Raw genomic sequence first — 22,887 nt, 5'->3', positions numbered from 1 at the left:
AAGAAAACCAATAAAAATAGTGTCGACAAAAAAGTAGCAAAAAACAAAGCAGAAATGACATTAAGAAGTAGAAAAGAGACTATTTAATGGTTACAGATATTTTCATGAGCTTAATTTTATTGGCTCTGATGTTCTATTCTTTTACTCGGCCGCATGTAGCTGCTTGTATGGCGGTGTGGATAAACCTTGTTAAACCTCAGAATACTTCTTTTGCCTTCTTGGCTGGGCAGCCACTTTCTTTAATTACTACGGCATTATTCTTTTTAGTTTTAATTTTTAATTTTAATAAGCTGCGTGTTCCCAAAAGTAAAACATATCACTTTATTATGATAGGTTTTATGGTTTGGGTAACGATAGCTTCATTTCTCGGTGAATATCAAAACGTCGTCTGGATTAAGTACGACTTTGTGATAAAAACACTTATTTTTGCTTACTTTATTCCTTTTACATTAACTAAAAGAGCTCATGTCGAGATGTTTCTTTGGATATGTGTTGCTTCTTTTGGGTTATTCCTTTTTATGGCTGGGATAAAAACCTTGTTAGGGGGGGGAGGTTACGGGGTTTCACTTATCGGAATCGGTGGGTTTATGTATTCAGAAGGTTCAACACTGGCATCGCTAGCAGTCTGCCTTATACCTTTGTTTGTTGCCTTAAAGTCATCCTCAAAAATTGCACAGTCATGGAGTGCTTTTCGCTGGCTGTCTTTAGCTTACTCTGCTCTATCTTTACTCACGGTTGTTGGAACTCAAGCTAGAACGGGTCTAGTAGCGTTGGCAGCGTATATAGGATTACTTCTGAAAAAGCACAAGATAAATTTTAAAGTGTTTCTGGCTATATGTATGATTCCTTTGCTTATTTATACAGTTGCGCCCAAGTCTTGGTTTTACCGCATGTCTTCTATCGAAGATGCTACAACATCTGAAAAGTCAGCGATAGGTCGAATTGTAGTGTGGAGGTGGACATTAGACTATGTTTCTCATAGGCCTTTTTTTGGGGGCGGCTTTTACAGCTACAATGCAAATGCTGGAATTTTGCACCACTATCAGCAAGGTGACGAAATAGAAATAAAACAAAGAGGCGGTAAAGCATTTCACAATATATTCTTCGAAGTGCTTGGCGAGACCGGTTACGGGGGACTATTTCTGTTTCTGTCAATTTTATTGCATACAATTTTGCTCAACAGAAGGACTATTAAGCGGTTGGGTGGAGAAGTTGGGGTCATTGGCGGTGCATTAAGCCATTCTTTAATTATTTATTGTGTCGGTGGTCTCTTCATTGGCGTAGCATTTTATCCATGGATCTATTATCTATATGGAGTCTCTCTAGCTCTAAGTACAGTAGAAGAGTCATAAATGAATTACCTTACTTCAATAAGAGGAATCGCTGCATTCTTTGTCGTTCTTTATCATATAAAGCATTGGTTGGTAGCATACGATGTACCGCAGTTTATTAGTATATTCTTTGAGAAGGGCTATTTAGCGGTAGATTTCTTTTTTCTACTGAGCGGTTTCATTATTTCTTTTAACTATATGAAACACTTTTCGAGTAATGACACTTGGCAGGCTAAAAAAGTTTTTATAATTAAGCGCATAGCAAGAATTTATCCACTTCACGTTTTTGTTCTTTTGAGCTACCTCAGCATTCCTCTTGCCTTGTATTTAACAAATAGAGTAGTACCCGAAGGAGCATTTACCGCAGAAAGCTTCTTCATCAAACTTATGCTTTTAGATCTTTGGTTTATCAGCTCCGATTTTTGGTCAATGTGGAATACTCCGTCATGGACTATCAGCGGAGAGTTTTGTGCTTATTTGGCTTTTGCATTTACTGCTGGTTTTATTGCAAAGTTCCGACGCTATGCTGTTATTGCTCTGTTAGTTTCGCTAGGCATCACCGCGATTGCCTACACGGTAATTGGAGCTCGTTCATTAGGGGATAATATTGGGGACCTAGGACTCCTTCGTTGCGTTTTCGGTTTCTTCAACGGAATGTGCCTTTACATCATCCATTACAGATTGAAAGATAAAGAAATTGCTTTTGGTAAGTGGCTTTTTTGTATCTCCTTCTTGTCTTTCTATGGATTAATTCTAACTACTACTGCCAATCACTTTTACGCGCCTGGGTTATTCTTTTGTATGCTTTTAGGGCTTCTTTTGTCTAAAGGGCCAATTCACAGGCTGCTTGAGCTTAAACCTTTTATATGGCTTGGCGACATATCTTACTCCGTCTATTTAAGCCATACCTTTTTACTCAATTGGTTTGTTATGCTATTGATGGAAGACAGTCAGAATGCCTCTATTTTTAATATTTTCGCTTATATCGCAATAGTCCTAATTTTTTCTACAATGTGTTACCAACTTGTTGAAGTCCCCGGACGTCGTTTGATTTCACGTAAATTTGCTAGTAAGGGGATTTGAATGGGTGACAAACTACAACCAGTAATTACTTCTATGCGATACAGAATAGGAATTGATGCTCGATTTGTTTTACGCCCACTAAGGGGTATGCCTCAATATGTATATATGCTTTGCCAGCGTTTGCCAAAGGTGATGCCAAATGTCGATTTTTACTTTTTTATTAATCGGCAGTTTGAATACAATGATGAGATTTCACACTACGAGCAACGTTTAAGTCGTTTTTCCAAATTTCCGAACGTAACTTTAGTTAATATCGATGCTGAGACAGAGATACTTTGGGAGCAGTGGTTGTTACCCAAGCAACTAAAAAAATACAAAATCAACCTTTTTCATATGCCAGGTAATAGGGTTTGTTTGCTGTCTCGCGTTAAACAAATAACTACAACTCATGATTTAATGGAGTGGCATTCTCTTAATATTTTTCGCTACTATAAAGGCAGAACTTTAAAAGAGAATTTTTATTTTTTAAGACAGAAGGCGTATTTGTGGGCAGTGTATAGGTTAGGCTTGGTTTTTTCTGATCACATTTTGACCATTTCAAATTACTCGATAGGCGATATCACGAGTACTTTCCCAACATTAAAGGGCAAAGTTTCTTATGTTTACCATGGTATTCCTAAAGGCTTTGTGCCACCTACTAACCCGATCTTGAAGAACGGCGTTCTCATGCTTGGCGGCGACAGTCATCAGAAGAACCCAGAGAACATGTTAAAAGCATGGGCGCAGTTACCTAAAGAGTTGCAGAAAGAACATCCCCTCACTATTTTAGGGTTTGTTGGAGGGGAAGACTCTATCATTTCCAAAACCATTCGAGCATTGGGAATTGAAAATGACATTGTTATAAAAGGCTGGGTTACCGAAGACGAGCTTATTCAAGCAATGCAAACCTCAAAGGTGTTTATTTTTGCATCGCGCGAAGAAGGCTTTGGGTTTCCTCTTGTGCAATCAATGGCTTCTGGAACACCAGTAGTAACTTCTGAAGCTGACGTGCTTATAGAAATTGGACAAGATGCGGTTTGTAGCGCAAAAGCTGAGGACTTTCTTGCGTTGAGTAGTGCTGTACGCAGCCTCCTTACAGACGAACAGCTCTACAATGAAAAAGTAAAAAAAGGCCTAACGATTTCATCCAAGTTTACTTGGGAGCATACCGCCGAACATATTGCGTCTACATATTTGACATTATTGAAATGAAAATAAAAAAAGGAATGTATTTCTTGATATCCAAGTTGGTGGAACCTTTGCGATGGCGTTTTGAACTGTATTTTGCTGAAAAATTTGATCTTTATGGCTCACTTTCATTCTACTTAAAGCAAAAGTTCACGAGGAAAAAATACTTAAAAACCGCTCCTGTCGTTTACATTTATGCAAACAAAAGAAACGTTGGGGACTATATTTCCCATCTTGGTTTAAAAGAAATAGTGGGTAAAGACGGCCCCGACCTTTTTTGTTCTCCTGTATGGTTAAAGGAGTTTAAAGCGCACATTGACTACTTAAAGCAGCATAACCCAAATGTGCTGCTGGTAATTGGCGGAGGAGGCCTTTTACAGCCAGTCTTTGAACCGTTTTGGCACGTTGTGCTTCAAAGTGGGTTACGTTTCACCGCGCATGGTATTGGCATTAATAAGATGTCTGGAAGAGGAGAAATGAAAGGTGATTTATTTCCTGAAATCGCAAAAGTCGCCGACCATTTAGGCGTGAGAGATGAATATACCTTTAACTTTTTAGAGCAATTTGCACCTAACAAACTAGTTCTTACCGCTTGCCCCTCAATAAACTATCTGGTTCCACGTTACTGGCAATCACAAGCACGTTCTTCAAACGTTCTTTTGCATCTAATCCATCCGTCAGATGTAAGGTTGGCAGGCGCTGACCTAGATACAATATCAAAAAATCTGATGGCTGTAGCTGAAGCTTTGGGGTTGGAATATCAAGAGCATACTAATATGGATTCTTCTCATGGTCGAATGTTGAAAAAGGTAAGTAATGCTCGCGTTATTGTGAGTAGTCGTCTGCACGGCTGTATAATGGGTTTCGGTATGGGAATTTCTTTCTTGCCGTTACTTTGCGATGACAAAATGAAGGCATTCTTGACGTCACACACGGAAGTTGACGGGGTTGATGTCAAGCAAGCAGAAGACGCATCTGTTTTGAAGCATAGAGTTGAGTCGCTTCTAGCTGAATGTAGCAGCGACCGAAGTAAGCTTGATGTGAAGCTTGCTGAAAATGCAGAAGCGGGTAGTTACATAAATAGCCTAGCGTCAAAAATCGCCAAAGATTAATCATAAATGCAATAAAGCAGCAAGCCATGGTGTTAATGCAAAAAATAATTTGTGGAATTGCGCGCATTGAACAAAATAAGGGATAGGTATGAATGTTACCTTTAGTGGCTTCTACGGTATGAAAAATACGGGCGACGATTGCTTTTGCAAAGTCGCAGAGTGGGGAGCGCAGCATTACTGGGGCGCTGATACCAGTTATTTCTTTTCTAAAAAAATTCCTAAGCTATCCAACAAAGCAAAGCCGATTATGAAAACATTGCCATATCGTCTGCAGTTCATTAACGAGTTATTGTTAGATAGGCATTTTAAGAAAAATAAGCATCTTGTGTATTCTGGTGGTTCCATCTTCCACGGCAAAGACTGGTGGGAAATGGAATATGCCAATAAAAACTTTGAAAAGTATGACTTAAAGATTGGGGCTATTGGGGTTTCTGTAGGTCCCTTTGATTCGGTGGCACACGAAAAGAAAGTTATCGAGTTTATGAAACGCATGTCTTTTCTTTGTGTTAGAGACCTTAAGTCTTATGAATTGGTGCAGAGTTACAATTTAGACTTAGCTTGCACACATGCCTTCGATCTTGCTGGGCTGTTGCCAAAGGTTGACAAGTTAGATTTAAAAGCAAAGCAGGAGAGCACTAAATCAACCATCGGGTTAGCACTGTGTTCGTTCAGTGGAAAAACAGGAAAAGTGCGTCACGAAAATAGCGAACGACTGCAAATTCTGGCCTCCGCAATTAATACGTTGAATGCTAAAAGGGGCGGTGATGTTGCGCTTAGACTCTTTGTGTTCAACGGCCATGAATTGCACGGTGACATGGCTGCAACGCAGGAATTTGTTCGACTTCTTGACTCGACTGTGAGCGTTGAGTTGTTCGACTATGTCACCGACCCTATGAGTATGTGGCATCAGATTGGCGAGTGTGACGCATTTTTAAGCTTTAGACTACATGGCGCAATTTACGCGTTTATGGCTCACGTTCCTTTTTTATTAGCCGAAGTGCATGAAAAAGCCAGCAACTTTCTTAAAGATATTGATTGGCCAGAGAAATTTCGGGTAGGGGATTTTGAAGTGTCGCCTGATAGTTTGGTTAGTATTGTTGAAAAAATGCTGGAAGGGCACGACTTTTCGCAAAGTATAAAGCGTTGCGAGAATGACGCTGAAAAAAACTTCACGCATGCCGTGTTTGACTGAATATTTCACTGACTCGAGGAATGTTGATAAATGAAAACTGTTGTGCGTTCTACATCAAGGCTTCTTGATGTGTGCTTTGTGTGGAACACAGTCGATAAGGATTTAAAAGTTTGAACTTAGCGAGAAAAGTGGCCAGCAGTACGTCGCTGATCCTTATTGTTCGATTATTCCAACGCGGCATAGGTATTATTAGCCTGCTGATTCTTGCGCGTTTATTAACGCCCCAAGATTTTGGCGTGGTTGCAATAGCTACAATGCTTGTCTTTCTTTTCGATACATTGTCTGAGGGAGGCACTCAGCAATATATCATTCAGAAGAAGACCCTGGATAATAGCGATATTGTAACGGCATGGACGATTTCAATATTGTCTAAACTCGCGCTGTTTGTTGCGCTGCTTGCACTTACGCCTGTACTGGCCAACTTTTTGAACGCACCAGAAGCTGAATCTGCGATACGCGCTATGGCACTTGTGTTACCAATTTCTGCCTTTGCTAGCCCCCAACTCTTTATGCATAGAAGAGATTTGGAATACGGCATCATTTCTAAAATACTCTTGATTGAGAGAGTTGTGAGTTTCTTAGTTACAGTGGTGCTGGCTTTCATTTTAGAGAACTATTGGGCCATGATAATAGGCGTGCTGGCAGCATACACCAGCAAAACACTGCTCTCTCATTGGTATGCGCCTTATCCTTTGAAGTTTTCATTGAGCCGCATAAAGGAGCAAATGAGTTTTTCATTGTGGATGCTCATTCGTTCTATTTTGGGATACGTGCGCGCCGAGTTCGACGTGATTTTCATTAGTAAAATGTACGGTGCAGATCAGCTCGGTGGTTTTAGCTTAATGAGAAACCTTTCATTCTTACCAAGTAGAGAAATAATCGCTCCTGTATCTAATGTATTCCTAGCAAGCTTTTCTGAAATAAAAAGAAGGGGCGATCCAATTGGAGAGCACATTGTGGTTGTGCTTACCATACTGCTTTGTGCGATTTTTCCCGTAATCGGTTATCTACACGTTTTTAACCAAGAACTTGTTTCGCTGTTTTTAGGACAGCAGTGGCTGCCCTTTGCGCACTTATTACCGCTATTAGCCGTGTTCACCATTACATTTGCCGTGTCCACTTTTGTTCAGCAAGGGCTTATTGCAAATGGTGATGTAAAGCTATTGTCGGTTTATGAAATGGTAACGTTGAGCTTATTATTAGGCCTGTTTGCGTTTTTCTTCTCAGGCAGTATGGAAGAATTTATTATCGCAAGGCTAGTATTCGCTTTCACTGTGCTGGGCATCTTGCTGGTGTTTTGTTCTATGCGGTTTGGGCTGCCCGTAGTTAGCTTACTGTTTATGTGTGCGCTGTTGGCCACGGCGTGTTTTGGTGCTGTCTTATCAGCACAAATGTTGACGGGGCAGGGAATACTCTATCTTGTATTAGGGAGTGCTCTATACTTTGGAGTTTATCTTGTAGCGTGTTTATTTTTTCTGTTTTTATTTAAAAGGCACAGAATACTTGAAGAAGTTAGTTCGTTAGGCTTGCGCTTTATTCGCTCTAGGCGGGCAAGTTGATTTAATGAAGAGTTATTTAGTTGTTAAATCGAATGAGTTGCAGCGTTCCTATTGCTGAGCATACTTAAAGTATGGTCAGCAATAAATAGCTTAATGAATATTGCGCTTATTCTTTCCACACTACGTTTGCGTATTTTCCTTTAAGTGAATACTCGTAAATAGCGCGTATTTTAAAGTAGTTATTACCGTATAGATTTACTGTTTTACCTAACTTAGCCGCCGCAATGGCTACGTGCAGCCTGTTGGTGTTCACCGTTTCAAAGGCGTTAATGTGCGATAAAAAACGAAATGTAGACAGCTTGGCGAGCTTAGGTTCGCATGAACTCAACTCATACAGTGCCGATACGTCAACGTTGTCTGAGGGAATGGGAATGTCAGTTTTTTCAACGTCTATTCTAAATGCATTGAGTTCACCGCTTTGAGGTTTGCTCGGGTAGGGATGACCAAACAGTGATTTTAAAGTGTAGGCAAGGTAGTGCTTCAGCGATATACCAAAATCTTCATTTTTAAAGAGTGCGCGGCGCTTCAATTCTGAACCAACACTACCCAACGCCGATTGGCTGGCAGGTTTTGATAGCATCTTTTCCACTTCTGCGCTTAAAACCATGTCATCGTGAAGGTATACGTTGGCTCTTGTTACCATTTTGCTAGCAAATTCATAAGAAACTCGTTCTCGGCAAAAGAGATGAACGGTTTCAGGAAGCGATTGCAATAACTCTTCTGCACCAAAAAGCGTGTGAGGTAACAATATAAAGGCTTTCACGTGAGAAGCGTATTTTTTGATGTAATAACCAACACGGCTATTTTCACCACCAAAATTGCCGCCTCCACCATAAACAAGAATATCATTGTCTGAGATATCTTTTTCTGACTGGCAGCATTTGTACTCTATATTGTTTCTTTCAAAAAATTGATACGTTGCACATGCGATAAGTGAGTCACCTGCATTGCCGGGATTGGGCAGGTAGTTTATCGTTCCACCAAGCTGTTGGATTAACACTACCAACTCATCATCTTTCTCTTTATTCATTTTAGTTTCTTTTCAATCCAACTATAACAATCGTCAAATGCATTCTGCTCTTCATAAAGGTAATGCATGCCATGTAAGTCATTCACTTTTACTGCGAGGTTTGAGTGCCATTTTACGTCGCTATTTTGTTCTAACTCGTAGTCTCTTATCACGTCTTGCATCATTTGCGTGGCTACGTCGCAATTCCTATTGTTTAAAATATACTCTCTTGGAGAGAAGGTTTCCTCACTGTTTAATAAACTCAATACCTTAGATTCAAGATCTTGCTCGTTTGCAAAGTAACCTGTTCGTGCATTTATAAAATCGTATTTTTCACCGTAATTATGGTTTTCTCTCATTATTACCGGTGTATCACACAGCATTCCTTCAATAATCGCCCTGTTGTTACCCTCAAACTTTGACCATAAGACGTTTATTTTTGCCCGCTTATATAATTCAGCGACTTCTTGAGGTGTTATCCATTCGTAAATCTTTACATTTTCAGCAAGCCCCATTTCATCTGCATACGAAAGGATATCAGATTGTGATATGTCACCAGGGTATCCGACTAATACAATCTTGAAGTCGGGCTTTCTTGACACTACGCCCTTCAAAGCGCGGAAAAGTGCTCTATGACGCTTGTACTTCGCCCATGCAGCCACAACAATTAAATCTATGTCTCTTTCTTCATCTTTAAGGGGGGGAGCGAAATTCTTATAATTTATAAACCAGCTTGGGCCGACCTTAATTGGAATAAGATTTGAATTGAGTGCTTTAACGAAGTTGTAGTCTCTATCTTCATAGGTTTGAATGAAAATTGGAAACTTTAGCTGCGTGTAAATAAGAATATTCGACTCGCAAAAACCTGCCCAACTAGGCTCCAGAATGAGATGATAATCTTCTAAAATTTCTTCTGCTTTGAAAAAGCGCAGGAACAAAGGGAAGTAGTAACTATAGTTAATAATAATTACGCCTTTCTCAGATCCATTAGGCTTTTTCAGTATGGTGATAATTCCATTTAGCATCTTTTCAGGTGAGGTAAAGAATTCCGCCGTATTTGATAGAGGCTCAACGGCATTAATAAATGCGTCCTGTATTTCGTTTTCATATTGCTGACCGGTAACGAAATACCGTTTTGCGTATTCTACACCTAGTGAGTAACTGCCAGACCACCCCGTTCTGAAAACTGCTGAAACCAGAGTGAACGCCTTACTTCTAGAACCAAGTTTCCATAGTACAAATGCACACAACCTTACACACCCAACAAGTAGCCCTTTTTTGCTGTTGTGATCGAACTTAATAAATTCTATTAATCGATCCTTACTATGTCCTAACTTCATATTTATCACTTATTTTTGGTGATTAAGTTAAAAAAAGTACGCAATATGCGCTTGACACTCATAGCATTCCCTTTGCATAAAAAAAGATTTAACGAACATTGCAAAGAGAAAAGGTGATCGTTTTTCTCTTCAGCGATATAAGAAAAAATAAGATAAGCACGGCATTTAGCTTCTTTTTTTAACGTGCTGTTTCTCAATTCTTCGTCGTTGAAGGTTTCATCAAGTATTTCGAGATGTACAGGTAATAATGAGCGTGCATTGCGAGACGTAGATTGCGGTTGAACTCTATAATTTAAAAGCACTTCGTCACACAGTACAATTGGATGATCCTTTGCTATTTGAAGCCATAGTTTCCAGTCTTCCAGTGCCACTAAAGACTCATCAAAGCCACAAAAGCTTCTAAAAATATCCGACTTAATTAAAAGTGATGAAGTAGTGATAAAATTTTCGACAGCCAAATGCGCGAATATATTTTCGTCATAAAGGTGGCTGTAAGTAGAGCGGTAAACCGTTTTGTCCTCGTATCCCAGACCTACATATTGCGAATCGCAGTGCGACCATGCCGCGCCTCCAATTGTATCTAATTGGCGTTCAAGCTTGTTTGCATACCATACGTCGTCCGAGTCACAAAATGCGATAAAATCGCCCGTAGACTTCGAAATAGCATTGTTGCGGGCCGCAGAAACACCTTGATTTTTTTGTCTCATAGCAATTATGCGGTCGTCACGTTCTGACCATGCATTTATAATGGTCCACGTCTCATCTGTGGAACCATCGTCAATCACAATAAGCTCAATGTTTCGGTGAGTTTGATTCAGCACACTGCTTATTGATTCTTCTACGTAGTGAGAAGAATTATAAGCAGGCATAATGACACTCACTTTTTGATTATTTTGTTTCATTTTTTAGTGTGGATACTTTACGTTTATAGGTAAGAAACAAAGGTGGTCTAGCATATTTTCCAAGCGTGTCGCCTTTTGTTAAGGAAATAAATAGCCTTCCTTGCTCAGCATCATAGTCGGCTCCACCTATTGCCAATCCTTTGTACCTTGCGGGCAAAGGAAACTTGCCGTGTTCGTAAGGTTGAAGATTGTAGGGCATTGTTAAATTAAGCTTGGCTTTCAGTAAATCTACCACGTCCCATGCCCAATAAAAGCTATAGTAATCAGATGCATCGTATGGGCATGGACCTCCGCATTTATGTCCATTGTTTTGCTCGATTTTATAGCCAATACCACTTTCGTGACCAGCTGATTTACCCAGTGTCAAATAAGTGCGTGTACCAGGGATAATGAAACCAAAAGAGGCCCCCGAAGACAGTGTCCACATTTTGTTTAACCCGTCTTCATTAATACTTAAGGGTTTAAATTCCGGTTGATATTCATATACGCTGTGGTCGTAAAGTGGGTTTTTCATGGAAAAGTCGAGCAGGGCCTGTGTTTGAACAAACCCTGACGGACCGTAAATAACATCTTTTCTTGGGTTAAAGGCAAATGCCGTCGGGCCAATAGACAACCTAGAGGATATCGCTGCGTTAGATTGTGAGCCCGTGATGTGCGAAGCGTCAAAAAGGTCGGTTAAATTAGACGGAATTTCGCTTAACCAGCCAGCTGCATGAGCTGCGCCTTGTAATTGATAAGGGCCGTACATTTTGCTCTCAGCAAGATTATTTGCATCCCATATCATAATACTCGTATCAGTTTCCGTGGCCGTTGCATCATACCAGTTGATGTAGTTGACCATTAACGCATTATCAATTTGCTTAATGCCAGTAATGCGAAAGTAACCCCCAATACCGGTTGAAACTCTTGGGTTATTTATTAGCGGAATAAAGTTCTGCAGAACAGTTTCGCCTTTCACAAAATCCCTCAAGTCTTCTGACTTTATTATTGGAGGGATAAGGAATTCACCAATGCCTCCTAATCTTGGGTTGCTAGCCACAAACATTGATTTTTTAGATGTACTAAGACTGAAAATACCCAATGAAAAATCTATAGTTGAATTCTCCGCTTTGCCAGCGCGTTTGGTCGATAGCCGGAAACCGCCTTCGTATTCCCATGCCGAAATGTCAAGTTTAGGAGAATGAATTAATTCGTACGCTTGGTTTACTTGCGAGCATGTTAACAATGCTTTTTTCTGGTTTAGCCCCAGATATTGCGATACTTCTTGTCGTTTATCGTCACATTGCTCACTGGCAGAAGCTTTAGTCACACAGGTTGAACCAAAAACACTAACCACAATTAGCAGGAGGAGTTGAGTAGAATGTTTTGTCAAACACATAGTTATCTTCCTGTTATTTCCCGATAAAGATGAGCGTATTGTGCCACCATATTCGTCGCATTAAACTTTTCGCAAAATACCCTATAGCCATTGGCCCCCATTTCCTTGAGAGACATGGGGGATGAGCAAAGTGTATTGATAGCGCTAGTGAATGCCTTCTGATTTGCGTTTTCTGTAACCAGGCCAGTTTGTTGATGCTCAACAATCTCGGAATTTCCACCTGCATCGGTAACAATGCAAGGCTTAGACAATGACATAGCTTCAAGCAGCGTCATTGATGTGCCTTCACTCAACGAAGAAAGTAGAAAAATATCCATTATGGCGAGATGGTGGCTTGGATCTTTTATATAACCAGTAAAGCGCACATGATCTTCAATTCCTTCTTTTTGCACAAGTGCTTCAAGTGTTGGTCGCATTTCACCGTCTCCAACAAGTACAAGAATTAAATTTTGATTTTCTTTCAAAGCTGCTGAAAATGCTTTTATCATCATTTCTTGATTTTTAATCGGGTCAAAACGCGCTATCGTGCCAAGGACAATACTCCCCTCTGGAATGGCTAGTTCGCTTTTTGTAATGGCCTTTATTGTATTATCGACTTGAAGTGATTTAATGCCGTTATAAATAACGTCTATTCGTGCTTTAGGAATAAACTCATATTCTTCGAGCGCGTCTTTGGTGGCGTGCGAGATTGCAGTTGCCTTTTTAGTTGCTCTCATTAGAACTGGGTTTACAAGCTGGCGTTTCCAGCTCGTTGAATCAGGGTAAAATCTGCCGTGTTCTGTGAAAATAACTTTGGCTTTAGTGAACAATGCGGCAAGCGTGCCGTAAACCCAAGGAGTATACTGATGGCAATGCACGACGTCGATGTCATAGTGCTCGATATGCCGTTTTAACGATTTAATAAGCGAAGTGTCAAAGCCAGGTTGACGATGAGCGGTAGAGATATCCGTGCCAGCTTTTCTCAGCTCTTCTCCCCAAGGTCCTAAAGGCTCTTCAATACAGAATATCGACATCGCAATGGAACGATCAGAATTGCCGTCAATAATATTCTTTATTACCATTTCAGTGCCGCCAATACGCATGTCATAGGTAACGTGTAGAACTTTAATCATATACCTTCCATCTTCATCTTTTGAGTTCTATCGTTGTGCGCACGGGACTGCGAAAACGAAAACTTAGATCGAGACTTCATAAAAGGCAACTCTACAAAGCGATACAAAAATTCAGATAACAGCAGAGTCATAAACAACGCCGCTACGTAGTAGATTGGAAAAGAAGTGTTGTTAAGGTCGAGTTTATTTAATACTGCAAGTGCGTCAACGTGCAATAAGTACATGGCATAAGAACGTGTAGATATGTGCATGACAGCGCGCGACGCTATACCTGTTGGATTGAAGTTGGTTTGCTCGCCCCAGACAATCCAAATCCCAAACATGAATGCAAGCCCCAAGCTGCTAGGGTCACCGATTTCCCACTCACGATTGTACCTGGCGATATAGAAAAACGCGTAGGCTGCAATTGAAGCAATAAAAAAAACGTTAATTTTTTTCTGTGCTTCACCCCAAACATGCTGCTTATAGTGCTTCAAATAAGCTAGTAATACACCCATCGCGCAACAATCTAACCTAACGTGAGTTTCGGTATGAGAGGAGTAAAGTTCGAGGTAACGAAAAATAGAAGGGCAAACTAATAACGTTAATAAGACGAAAACTTGATACTTTTTGTCGAGAGCTAATGTAAGTACGAACAATGGGGCAATAAATAAGTAAAATTGCTCTTCCACGGATAAAGACCAACTTACATAGAAAACACTAAGATCACCAAGGTAGTTTTGCAAAAAGAACAGATGAGTCCAGGGAAAAGAGAAATCTTCTTTTGTTAAATAAAGCTGTAAAATAGTGACAAGTAGCACAGCATAATAAGCTGGCATAGTTCGCATCCACCGCCTGATCCAAAAGCGCGGTACATCAATATCACCAAATCTTTTCTTTTCCAGCAATAATTGGTTGCCTATTAGCCAGCCTGACAACACAAAGAAAAGGTCCACGCCAGTTCCTCCGAATTGAAACGGCGCCAAAATGGCAGGTGCACCAAAAGCTAAAATGCTGTGTGCGGTAAATACCAACATAATGGCGAGAGCTCTAAAGCAATCCAATGAAAAATTACGCTGCATATTTTTCAAACCACATTTGATACATCAACATACTCCACAGTACTATGCCATGGTCAGCTTTGCGCGTTTGATGTTCTTCCCAAAGTTTGTTTATAACACAACTCTCGAATAAGTCCTTAAGCCCGCGCTGTGAATCAATGATTTGAGATTCAGACAGTGATTTCAATTCACCTCTAAACCACTCATCTAGCGGCGTGCTGAAGCCCATTTTCTTTCTATACAACAGTGAATCGGGTATAAAGGGCTTAAAGACTTCTTTAAGTAAGTATTTTTTCTCACCGTCGCGATATTTCTGTGAAGAGGGCAGGGTAGCGGCGAACTCTGCAACTTGGTAATCCAGAATTGGCGCTCGTACCTCTAACGAGTTTGCCATACTCATACGATCAACTTTTACTAAGATGTCGCCTGTCATGTAGGTCTTAATATCAGTGTAAAGAATTTTGCTTAAATGGTCCGGACCGTCGGCTTTGTTATACATGTCTAAGGTATATTGACTAGGGTGGTAATCGGCGAGTTGCTGTGCAACTTCAGGCTTAACTAAGCTTTGCCACATTTCGTCGGTCATCATACTGTTAGTTATATAAAAGCCCATCGCTGGCTCGTGAGATAAGCTTGTAAGCAATGATTTGGCTTTTTTTCCAATCGTGCCTGGCACTTTCCCAACTAACTTGGCTAAATGTGGAAAAACAGACTTGCGGACCGCTTCGGGAAACTTGTTTCTTAGCTTGTTTTCAACATCGTCTATCGAGTACTTTTCGTAGCCAGCGAACATCTCATCGCCGCCGTCTCCTGCGAGGGCAACGGTTACAGCCTTTTTTGCCAGTTCCGAAACGAAGAAGGTCGGCACAAGCGAAGGGTCAGCAAAAGGCTCGTCAAAAAAGCTTACAATATGTTCTAATCTGTCGCTTACGTTTTGGTGAACAGTAAATTCATGGTGCTCTGTTTCGTATTTTTCAGCTATTTCACGAGCGAAATCCGCTTCGTTAAATGCTTTATCATCAAATCCGATGGTACAAGTTTTTACTGGAGTTTCGCTGGCTTGCGCCATCATAGCGACAACACCCGAGCTATCCACACCGCCGCTTAAGAAAGCGCCAAGCGGAACATCACTGATCATTCTTTGTTTGGTTACTTTTTCAAGTAAGGTCTTTAACTGCGCTTTATTGGCATCTTCACTGGCACTTGTGGTGTTTTTAAAGCTCAAATCCCAATATTCATGAATGCTGAAACCGTCTTTATTAAGAATTAAATAATGGGCAGGTGGTAACTTTTGAATGTGCTTAAAAATACTCTTTGGGTCGGGAACGTATTGATACGCAAAGAAGTCATATACAGCGTCTAAGCGAATTTCCCTTGGAATGTTCTCCAACGCCAATATAGCTTTAATCTCAGAGCCAAATGCAAATCGACCATTATCATTAAAATAGTAAAGGGGTTTTTTACCCAATCGATCTCGTGCAATAAACAATTCTTGCTTGTTTTTGTCCCACAGAGCAAAGGCAAACATTCCGTTTAGTTTATCTAAACACTTGGTTCCTTCGCGCGCGTATAGTTCTAAGATAACTTCGGTATCTGTATGGCTTTTAAATGTAACACCGTCGTTTTCAAGTTCGGCTCGCAATTCAAGGAAGTTGTAGATCTCGCCATTAAAAACAATAACCAAGTCACCCTCTTTCGAGTACATGGGCTGATTGCCTGCTTCTGAAAGATCAAGAATACTCAGCCGCCTATGACAAAGGCCGATATGTTCATCGATATACGTGCCGCTGGCATCTGGGCCTCTATGATGAATAGCCTTGTGCATAGCCTCTAATGAAGTTTCACCGCCTTCGTTGAAATTAAAAAGGCTAAATCCTGCAATGCCACACATGAATGGTTATCCCTACAAACTGATATAAGGTCGAAGAATTGACCCAGTTACAATGGTAAATTTTAAGGGAAGTTCACGCCAAATGTTTTCGGCTATTTCTCTTACCTTGCTTGAGCCTGACTCAGCGTCGCTTTTAGCGTCTATCAGCTCATTATTCTTATCGAAACTCTGCCAATTAAGCAGTTGAGGCTCTGCGCCCCATTGTTTTTTAAATTTATATGTACCTTCTTCAAAGGTTGAGCGGCCAAAGTCAAAAACTTTCACGCCATTGTCGGCGCAATGGGAAAGCAAAGACCAATACAGCAACATATTAGGAGCAAGACGATTGAAGTCACGAAGTGTTGAGGCCCATGGAATAGAAGCGTTGTCGCCCGACTTTATGATAATGCCACCACCAATAGGCTGGCCATCGTGATAAACCACGCTAATTAAACTACTTTGGCCGTAACTTTTTATAATTGCCTTGAACCATTTTTCGGCATGAACAGGAGAGCCGAGATCTCTCATGTTTTGAGCATATACGTTGTAGAAATCACTTATCAGGACGTTCGATGTGCCTAACTCAAAGGTAAGCCCATTTTTTTCCGCCTTCCTTATTTGGCTGCGTAATTTAGATTTGAAACTTGATAACAGTATTTCACTTGACTCGGGCAGAGGCAAAAGCATACGTACTTTTTTGTTCTCAAACTGAGTTTTGTTTAAAGGTGATTGTTCTATACCTCTAATTTCTAATTTTTTTCCTGTTACGTTTCGCATCTGCGCAGCAAGAAGCGCATGCATGTCATTTAACACCTTGTCGTTGTCGGCTAAGCCATAGCCTACATCGCAATAAGGTAAGGAACATATTTGCTTGCCCAGTAAAGGTATATTCATTAAAACAGCAGGGAAAACACCAACAACTTGCCCCGTATTAGCACATGTGGCAATAACGCCAAGCATTGAATGACCGTAAGCGGCCCTTACCGCTTCAAGCCACGCAAACTTGTGATAAGCGGAAGCATTTTTGTGTTGTGATACATAGGCATCCCACAAAGGTTTGTCGCTGGCTGACGCTATTCGTAACGTTGTATTTTGATGTGCCGTCATTAATTTTGGTCACCTTTAACAACACCGTTTGAAGCGCTGCGGTTACTTAAGTGCACCTTGGCTTCTGAGATAGTGCAAAATTTAACATTGGCATTTTTCGCTAAGTGTTGAGTTACTACCTCAATGCGCTGGCATATTGTTTCAAATGCATTTGGCCCGTCTAAAAGGCCCGTTGCTCCGTCGATTAGACTAGAGCTGTGTAAATACATATGAATAACGGGTTGTCTTTTCTGAATGCTTTGGTCGACTAACGCAAGCATGTCTTCGATTTCGGTAAGCTCTGGACTCAAATAAATCTTTCTTAAAAGTCTACTGTGCCAAAGTAGACCGACAGATTTAAACCAATTAAAAGGCGGTTTAGATAGTCGATTATGAATGCGTTCACCAAAAGAGAAGTTTTGAATATTAAACCCGGCAGTTACCGGAATTTCTAGCAATTGTCGCTGTTCCCCAGGCGCCAATGCATTGTCAAAAGAGGGCCAGTAAGGTGATTCTGGCGCACCAAGGCAGCTAAAATAGTCATTCCTGTAAAAGGGGTAAACGCTTGAATCTACGACATAGCCTCTTGATGCAAGTAATCTAAGCATTTTGGCACTTACGCCCCATCGCCCGCTTCTAAAGGATTGTGGACGAACGCCTATTTCGTTATATAAGAGGGCGTTTAGTCCATCGAGTTTTTGTTCGACTTGCTCTAAAGGCAAATTAATAACGTGAGACTCGGCCTCAGTTGTCTTACCGAAATAGGGAGGGTTACACCAAGGGTGTAAATGTGCTCCAATCTCCGCGCTGTTAGATTTAGCAAACGTTCGAAGTGTTTGACTACCAACATTATTGCTTGCTACGGCGTAATCGACAAAATAGGTAGGACGAATACCCAGGTTTTCACAGAAAGTTTGAAATGCAGGAAGTTTTTTAACGTTTTCAACTGAACAGTTATGCTGCGGGAACTCTTCATCCCACTGCCATTCTTCTTCAGTATCAATAGTTAAAACAAATAACATGTCCTGTTTATGCATTTACACTCTCTTTCAGGATGCCCTTGAATAATTCAAGGTATTCATCAGCCATTCTCTTGGCAGAGAAATGGGCTTCTACAAACAACTTTGAGTTTTGAGCTAATGAAGAGGCGAGCGCCTTGTCATCTAGCAGCTTCTCCCAATCTTCCTCAAGCTGCTTGCTGTCGTGAAGAGGGGCCAATAAACCAGACTCGTTGTGAGTTATTAGCTGGTCGATACCCGCAATATCATAAGCAGACACCGGAATTTCCATGGCGCATGCTTCCATTAAGCAGCGAGGAATGCCCTCAAGCGTTGATGTCATCACGAATAAGTCAAAGTCGCGCAGCAGTTGTAATCTGTCGTTCCTAAAGCCTAAAAAATGAATGTCGTTGGCACTAGCAAGTGTTTTTGAATACGCCTCTAGGCTAGGGCGATCCTCGCCGTCACCCAATAGTACCAATTCAATATCTTGTCGCTTTTTATATAAAGACTCGAAGCAGTCTAAAATGGCTTTTATATTTTTCCTGCTGATCATTTGGCCCACAAAGCCAATGGTCTTCTTTTCTTTTGGCTTGTCTGTTTTCGTTTGTCTAACGGCTTCTACTTCAGACAAGTCAACGCCATTTTGGATATACTCAAGCTTGTCAGGCGATATATTAAACTTCTCCACATCACTCATTAGTTGCTTAGAAAGTGGAACAACTTTGTCGGCAAAGCGCATCGACTGACACCCTAACCAAATAAAGAAGCGTAGTTTCAAGTCTGAAGCATTTTCAAATCCATGAGGTGTGACAACACACGGAATCCCTGCTTTTCTAGCGGCCATCACCCCTAAAATATCTGACTTATAGCCATGAGTGTGGATAATATCGATATCTTGCTCTTGAATTAAATCCGCGAGTTTTGAAACGGCACGCAAATCAAAACGGCCCTGCATAGGAATCTGGTGAGTCTTTCCTATTGCTTTGAACTGCTTGACAAGCTCTAGCTCTTCAGTACCTGGTTCTAAGGTAACAACAAGCTCACTCGAGACACTTTCTGGTAAATGCTTTGATAACGCTAACACCCATCTTTCTGCCCCGTAAAATCCGGTTGAACAAATAAACTGTAAGACTTTCATTGTTATTTATGCGAGCTGGTACTAACAGCGCCGCGTACTCCTATTAATGTTCCAAATGCTCTAGCCGGAAAATAAAGCAGATAAAAAAGTGCACAATGCCACCACGTTACTTGCTGCTTAACAAGCCTTTTTAATCGCGACGTGTAAGCAACAAAAGGCAAGAAAGCGCCTATTAACATAACCGTAGCCACACTATATATCGAGAATATTATTGCGAGAAACGCAAGTAAAATGCCACCTGTAAATGCAAAAGGAACGATGAAACTTGGCCATTCTCTTAGCGGAATGTGCCGCCCTTTCAAAGATGCAATATTAGACTGGCCGCGCCATATCTCTTTTTTATACATCGGCACGTAAGCTTTGTCTTCGCCAATGTGAATATACTGGGTTTGCGAGGTGTAAAACAACTCACCTAGCTTATTAACCTTATCAGTAAAGAAATAATCTTCACAAGTAAGAAGATGTTCAGGAAACTTACCTGCCGCCTCAAACGTTTCTTTTAGAAGAAACAAGTTACGGCCAGGTAGAAAGCTGACAGGCACATCAAGTTCGGCATTGCTTAACGCCGTTCTTATTCTCTCTAAAGGCGGCGCGTTAAGGCTGTTCACCTGCATAGCGCTAACTAGAGCCGTATTGTCTCGCGTATTAAGAATATCAATCATCACGTCTAGCCAATTGGAAGCAAGTGACACATCTGCGTCTAAGAATGCCAAGTATTTACCTGTCGCCAAGCCGGCACCCAGATTCCTAGAATGTGAAATCGTATTATTTTCGTCGTTATATACAACTCGCAAATTTACTGTTTCTTTAAACTCGCTAAGCGCTGTTGAGATTTCTTTGTTTTGGCTAACCAAGATAACTTCATATTGTTCCTTGGGTGTTACTAGTTCCGCAATGCTCGTTAACGTTTCAATGAGCATGTCTTCACGCCCCTTATGCGGAATGATAAAAGACGTATTAATACTCATGGCTTACCTAACCACTTCTGAAGCTGTGGAAATCGTTTCACTAGCTGTTTTCTCTCTCTCGAGGGAGAGAAAGCAAAGAGGTGTGTCAAAAGATAACTCAATGAACTGGATTTCTTAGTTGAGGTTTGGCCTTTTTGTGTCGACGTCGTCAAAAGGGGGCGGGCAGCCTGCTTGAAACCGGAATAATGACCGTTTTGCATCATTAAACAAAGAACGCGCGTAGTGTTCGTTTCGGTACTCGCACTAAGACGTTGATAAATTGTATCTGCTAGTTGCTCGGCTTTTTGTTCAGCAATCGTGCGTTGGGTTTTAGTTAAATAGTTAGACGCAAAATACAATACACATAGTTTTCTTAAGTCTTGTCCAGTCCACGTCTGATTCGGAAACTCAAGAATGTCAGGCTTGTCCAGATAAGCATATTCGCTCACTGCCATCCAATTGGCATAGTGAGTAAGTGAGTCTACGGCGTACCGATAGCTTGAGTCACACTCACAACGCTGTTCTTTAAGTGATATGAATCGGCAAAGGGCTTGTAAAAACACCGTATAAAACCAGGCTGCCTCAACATTATCTAACTGCAATTGGTCGAAATCATCATTAGGGGAAACGGTATGTTCTATAATATAAGACGCGGCTTCAATGTCGCTATCACAACCTTGTAGCTCGTACCTATCTAGCCTTGCTTGCAAATAGTTACCGGTTCCTCTATCTAAAGGATACTTTCCTGTTTTTACATTTTTTACACCCGGAAGGTCGCTATTTTTTAAAGCGAGTAACGCTCCCAACAGCGTGCCGTCACCTTCATAATAATTGGTTACCCATTGCGTAATAGATAATGCGGCGTCTCGAGACGGAGTGTAGCCAGTAAGCAAATAATGCAAAGTGAGACCATTAGTATAACAATGCTGCCCACCAGGACCGCCGCCTCCAGCATGATCATCATAAACACCAGTAGGCTGGTGCTTTGAATATGTTCTGTGAGAAGCCGTATATGCCTGAACATAGTGGTCAGTATGCCAAAATAGTCCGCCGCTATATTCAGGTTTATCGTCGCTGGTGTGATAAACATCAATATCTGCAACATGCTTAGCAAGATCGTCGGCTAGTTCAAACCATCTTATGTCTGCAGTTAGCAACCATTGAGTCAACATTCCAAATATGGGGTCGTATTGATTGTTGTAATGTGACACGAAAAAGGGGGCGTCAGGTTCGAGAGCTTTTTCATGATCTGCGTACAGCTCGCCAAAATGTCGCCAGCCAAACTCGTCAATATCAATACGCTTTTGAAAGAAGGAAGACGGGCCTTCAATACCAGCTTTTATTAGAGAGTCAAACTTGCATGGCCTAGAAGGAAGAAATGGCAGTACAGATGTACTTTTTAACCAAGCACTATCAATAACGACCTGTAACGATTGCACCTCAAAAGGCGCGATTGAGATGCTACGTGTTTTTTGTTCGCCAGGTTGTAGTTCAGTATTTTTACTATGTCTTGAGCCTAACAAGCTTACGCTAACCTTGTTTGCCGATAATAGTGCTGACGAAGGAAAGTTTTGCCAAAACTTGTCTACATGAATACTGAAAGTGCTACCGCTGTTTGAAATCTTAATTTGCGGTTTCGCTTGGTCACCCGAAAGCAATAAATGGTCTGGTTGGTAAAGCTTAAAACCGCGAAACGGAAGCGAGTTAACGTTGTCGCTATTTACATGAACTGGGCTTTGCCAGTGTTCGAAACCACTGGAAGCCTGATGAAGTGTAATCTCTGCATGTTCACATGACCTGAAGACTTCAGCGTCTAATGTGAGCGAAGATTCTAGAGCGTCACCTGTAAACGTTAAGCAGCACTCTTTTAAATAGATACTATTTGGATCACCTAAGTCCCATTTTCCATTGGGATGCAAAGCTGCGCTTGGGTTTCGTAACGTTACGTGACCACAAACCGTTCCGGTGCTGAGGAAAATTGAGGCTTCTGTTTCTACGATTAGCCTTTTATTGTTGCCAAGACCTATTTCATATTGTTGTTCAACGGTTACTGCGCTGTATTCATTGTTGTTGCAATGAAGAATATAAGAGAATGCAGTAGGTGTTATTGATTGTGGAGCAATATCAACAATATCGAAAGAGTTGGAGAAGTGTTTGCCGGTCGCAAACTCAAAAGGCTTGGCTTTGTTGATTGTGAATGTTGTGCCATTGCCCAGTGACAGTGAAAGCGCCTCATCGTTATTGTTTACAGGCGAGACGAGCTTGTTCGATGGTGAGTCGCTTTCCACCGCGTCTAACGTCAGAACTACTTCATCGCTTACCGAATGGTGCTGTAAATCAATTAAACCTTCACATAACAACCACTTGATTGAACCATCTGGCCATAGCTGCGAGGTTTTGATAAACGCATCAGTTAGGAGTATTCCGTTTGCGGCAAGCCGAAATTGAGCAACGGCGGGCCACATTCCCTTGGGGCAGGGTAATCCTAATTTAAAATGTCCGCACGTCTCTTTGACTAAAGAGGCAATCTGGATAGTTCCAACCGTTTGTGTCATTACTGCTTTCTTTATTTCTTCCGTGAGCAATGTTCTTGATGAACATATGCATAATGACTCTAGTA

General features: G+C 41.1%; 18 protein-coding genes. 6 read left to right on the top strand and 12 right to left on the bottom strand.

Annotated elements, in window-relative coordinates:
- The first annotated feature begins 86 nt into the window (after positions 1–86).
- The 6 genes from GVO63_RS00480 to GVO63_RS00455 all read left to right on the top strand — a co-directional run bounded on the left by GVO63_RS00480 (position 87) and on the right by GVO63_RS00455 (position 7,444).
- On the top strand, positions 87–1,352 hold the full coding sequence (locus GVO63_RS00480) for a putative O-glycosylation ligase, exosortase A system-associated (RefSeq protein WP_159577698.1): 1,266 nt from the start codon (positions 87–89) through the stop codon (positions 1,350–1,352).
- Positions 1,353–2,414, top strand: coding sequence for an acyltransferase (locus GVO63_RS00475; protein ID WP_159577697.1), 1,062 nt, complete (start codon positions 1,353–1,355; stop codon positions 2,412–2,414). It begins immediately after the preceding gene.
- Positions 2,415–3,605, top strand: coding sequence for a glycosyltransferase family 1 protein (locus GVO63_RS00470; protein WP_159577696.1), 1,191 nt, complete (start codon positions 2,415–2,417; stop codon positions 3,603–3,605). It begins immediately after the preceding gene.
- Between the two features lie 23 nt (positions 3,606–3,628).
- Positions 3,629–4,693 carry a polysaccharide pyruvyl transferase family protein gene (locus GVO63_RS00465; protein ID WP_159577695.1) on the top strand — a complete coding sequence of 355 codons (1,065 nt, stop codon included), beginning with the start codon at positions 3,629–3,631 and terminating at the stop codon, positions 4,691–4,693.
- Between the two features lie 88 nt (positions 4,694–4,781).
- Entirely contained in the window at positions 4,782–5,885 is a 1,104-nt protein-coding gene (locus GVO63_RS00460; protein ID WP_159577694.1) for a polysaccharide pyruvyl transferase family protein, read from the top strand.
- A gap of 110 nt (positions 5,886–5,995) precedes the next feature.
- Positions 5,996–7,444, top strand: coding sequence for an oligosaccharide flippase family protein (locus tag GVO63_RS00455; protein WP_159577693.1), 1,449 nt, complete (start codon positions 5,996–5,998; stop codon positions 7,442–7,444).
- 106 nt (positions 7,445–7,550) lie between these two features.
- Here GVO63_RS00455 and GVO63_RS00450 read toward each other — a convergent pair whose 3' ends face one another.
- The 12 genes from GVO63_RS00450 to GVO63_RS00395 are packed head-to-tail and all read right to left on the bottom strand — an operon-like array spanning position 7,551 to position 22,822.
- The gene (locus GVO63_RS00450; protein ID WP_159577692.1) at positions 7,551–8,474 is read right to left on the bottom strand and encodes a polysaccharide pyruvyl transferase family protein; all 924 of its coding nucleotides are present in this window, start codon (positions 8,472–8,474) and stop codon (positions 7,551–7,553) included.
- The gene (locus GVO63_RS00445) at positions 8,471–9,793 is read right to left on the bottom strand and encodes a glycosyltransferase family 4 protein (protein ID WP_236552015.1); all 1,323 of its coding nucleotides are present in this window, start codon (positions 9,791–9,793) and stop codon (positions 8,471–8,473) included. Before GVO63_RS00445 ends, GVO63_RS00450 begins: the two co-directional genes overlap by 4 nt.
- 5 nt (positions 9,794–9,798) lie before the next feature.
- Entirely contained in the window at positions 9,799–10,695 is an 897-nt protein-coding gene (locus GVO63_RS00440; protein WP_159577691.1) for a glycosyltransferase, read from the bottom strand.
- The gene (locus tag GVO63_RS00435; RefSeq protein ID WP_159577690.1) at positions 10,682–12,073 is read right to left on the bottom strand and encodes a hypothetical protein; all 1,392 of its coding nucleotides are present in this window, start codon (positions 12,071–12,073) and stop codon (positions 10,682–10,684) included. The genes GVO63_RS00440 and GVO63_RS00435 overlap by 14 nt, the downstream gene beginning before the upstream one ends.
- A 2-nt stretch (positions 12,074–12,075) precedes the next feature.
- Positions 12,076–13,185 (bottom strand): glycosyltransferase family 4 protein, encoded by a 1,110-nt coding sequence (locus GVO63_RS00430; protein ID WP_308469283.1) that lies wholly within the window; start codon positions 13,183–13,185, stop codon positions 12,076–12,078.
- Positions 13,182–14,246 (bottom strand): acyltransferase, encoded by a 1,065-nt coding sequence (locus tag GVO63_RS00425; RefSeq protein WP_159577896.1) that lies wholly within the window; start codon positions 14,244–14,246, stop codon positions 13,182–13,184. The genes GVO63_RS00430 and GVO63_RS00425 overlap by 4 nt, the downstream gene beginning before the upstream one ends.
- Complete coding sequence (gene asnB / locus GVO63_RS00420) at positions 14,236–16,116, bottom strand: asparagine synthase (glutamine-hydrolyzing) (protein ID WP_159577689.1); 1,881 nt, start codon at positions 16,114–16,116, stop codon at positions 14,236–14,238. The genes GVO63_RS00425 and asnB overlap by 11 nt, the downstream gene beginning before the upstream one ends.
- Before the next feature lie 12 nt (positions 16,117–16,128).
- Complete coding sequence (locus GVO63_RS00415; RefSeq protein WP_159577688.1) at positions 16,129–17,202, bottom strand: GNAT family N-acetyltransferase; 1,074 nt, start codon at positions 17,200–17,202, stop codon at positions 16,129–16,131.
- Positions 17,202–18,218, bottom strand: coding sequence for a polysaccharide deacetylase family protein (locus tag GVO63_RS00410; protein WP_159577687.1), 1,017 nt, complete (start codon positions 18,216–18,218; stop codon positions 17,202–17,204). Before GVO63_RS00410 ends, GVO63_RS00415 begins: the two co-directional genes overlap by 1 nt.
- Positions 18,211–19,320 carry a glycosyltransferase gene (locus tag GVO63_RS00405; RefSeq protein WP_159577686.1) on the bottom strand — a complete coding sequence of 370 codons (1,110 nt, stop codon included), beginning with the start codon at positions 19,318–19,320 and terminating at the stop codon, positions 18,211–18,213. The genes GVO63_RS00410 and GVO63_RS00405 overlap by 8 nt, the downstream gene beginning before the upstream one ends.
- 2 nt (positions 19,321–19,322) lie before the next feature.
- Positions 19,323–20,288 carry a glycosyltransferase family 2 protein gene (locus GVO63_RS00400; RefSeq protein ID WP_159577685.1) on the bottom strand — a complete coding sequence of 322 codons (966 nt, stop codon included), beginning with the start codon at positions 20,286–20,288 and terminating at the stop codon, positions 19,323–19,325.
- Positions 20,285–22,822, bottom strand: coding sequence for a hypothetical protein (locus tag GVO63_RS00395; protein ID WP_159577684.1), 2,538 nt, complete (start codon positions 22,820–22,822; stop codon positions 20,285–20,287). The genes GVO63_RS00400 and GVO63_RS00395 overlap by 4 nt, the downstream gene beginning before the upstream one ends.
- Positions 22,823–22,887: the final 65 nt, after the last annotated feature.

The sequence above is a fragment of the Alteromonas sp. KUL106 genome (genome assembly GCF_009811415.1).
In the GTDB taxonomy this organism is placed as follows: Bacteria; Pseudomonadota; Gammaproteobacteria; order Enterobacterales; family Alteromonadaceae; genus Alteromonas.
The sequence above is the reverse complement of the archived record's forward strand: the minus strand, read 5'-3'. Positions and strand labels throughout refer to the sequence as shown.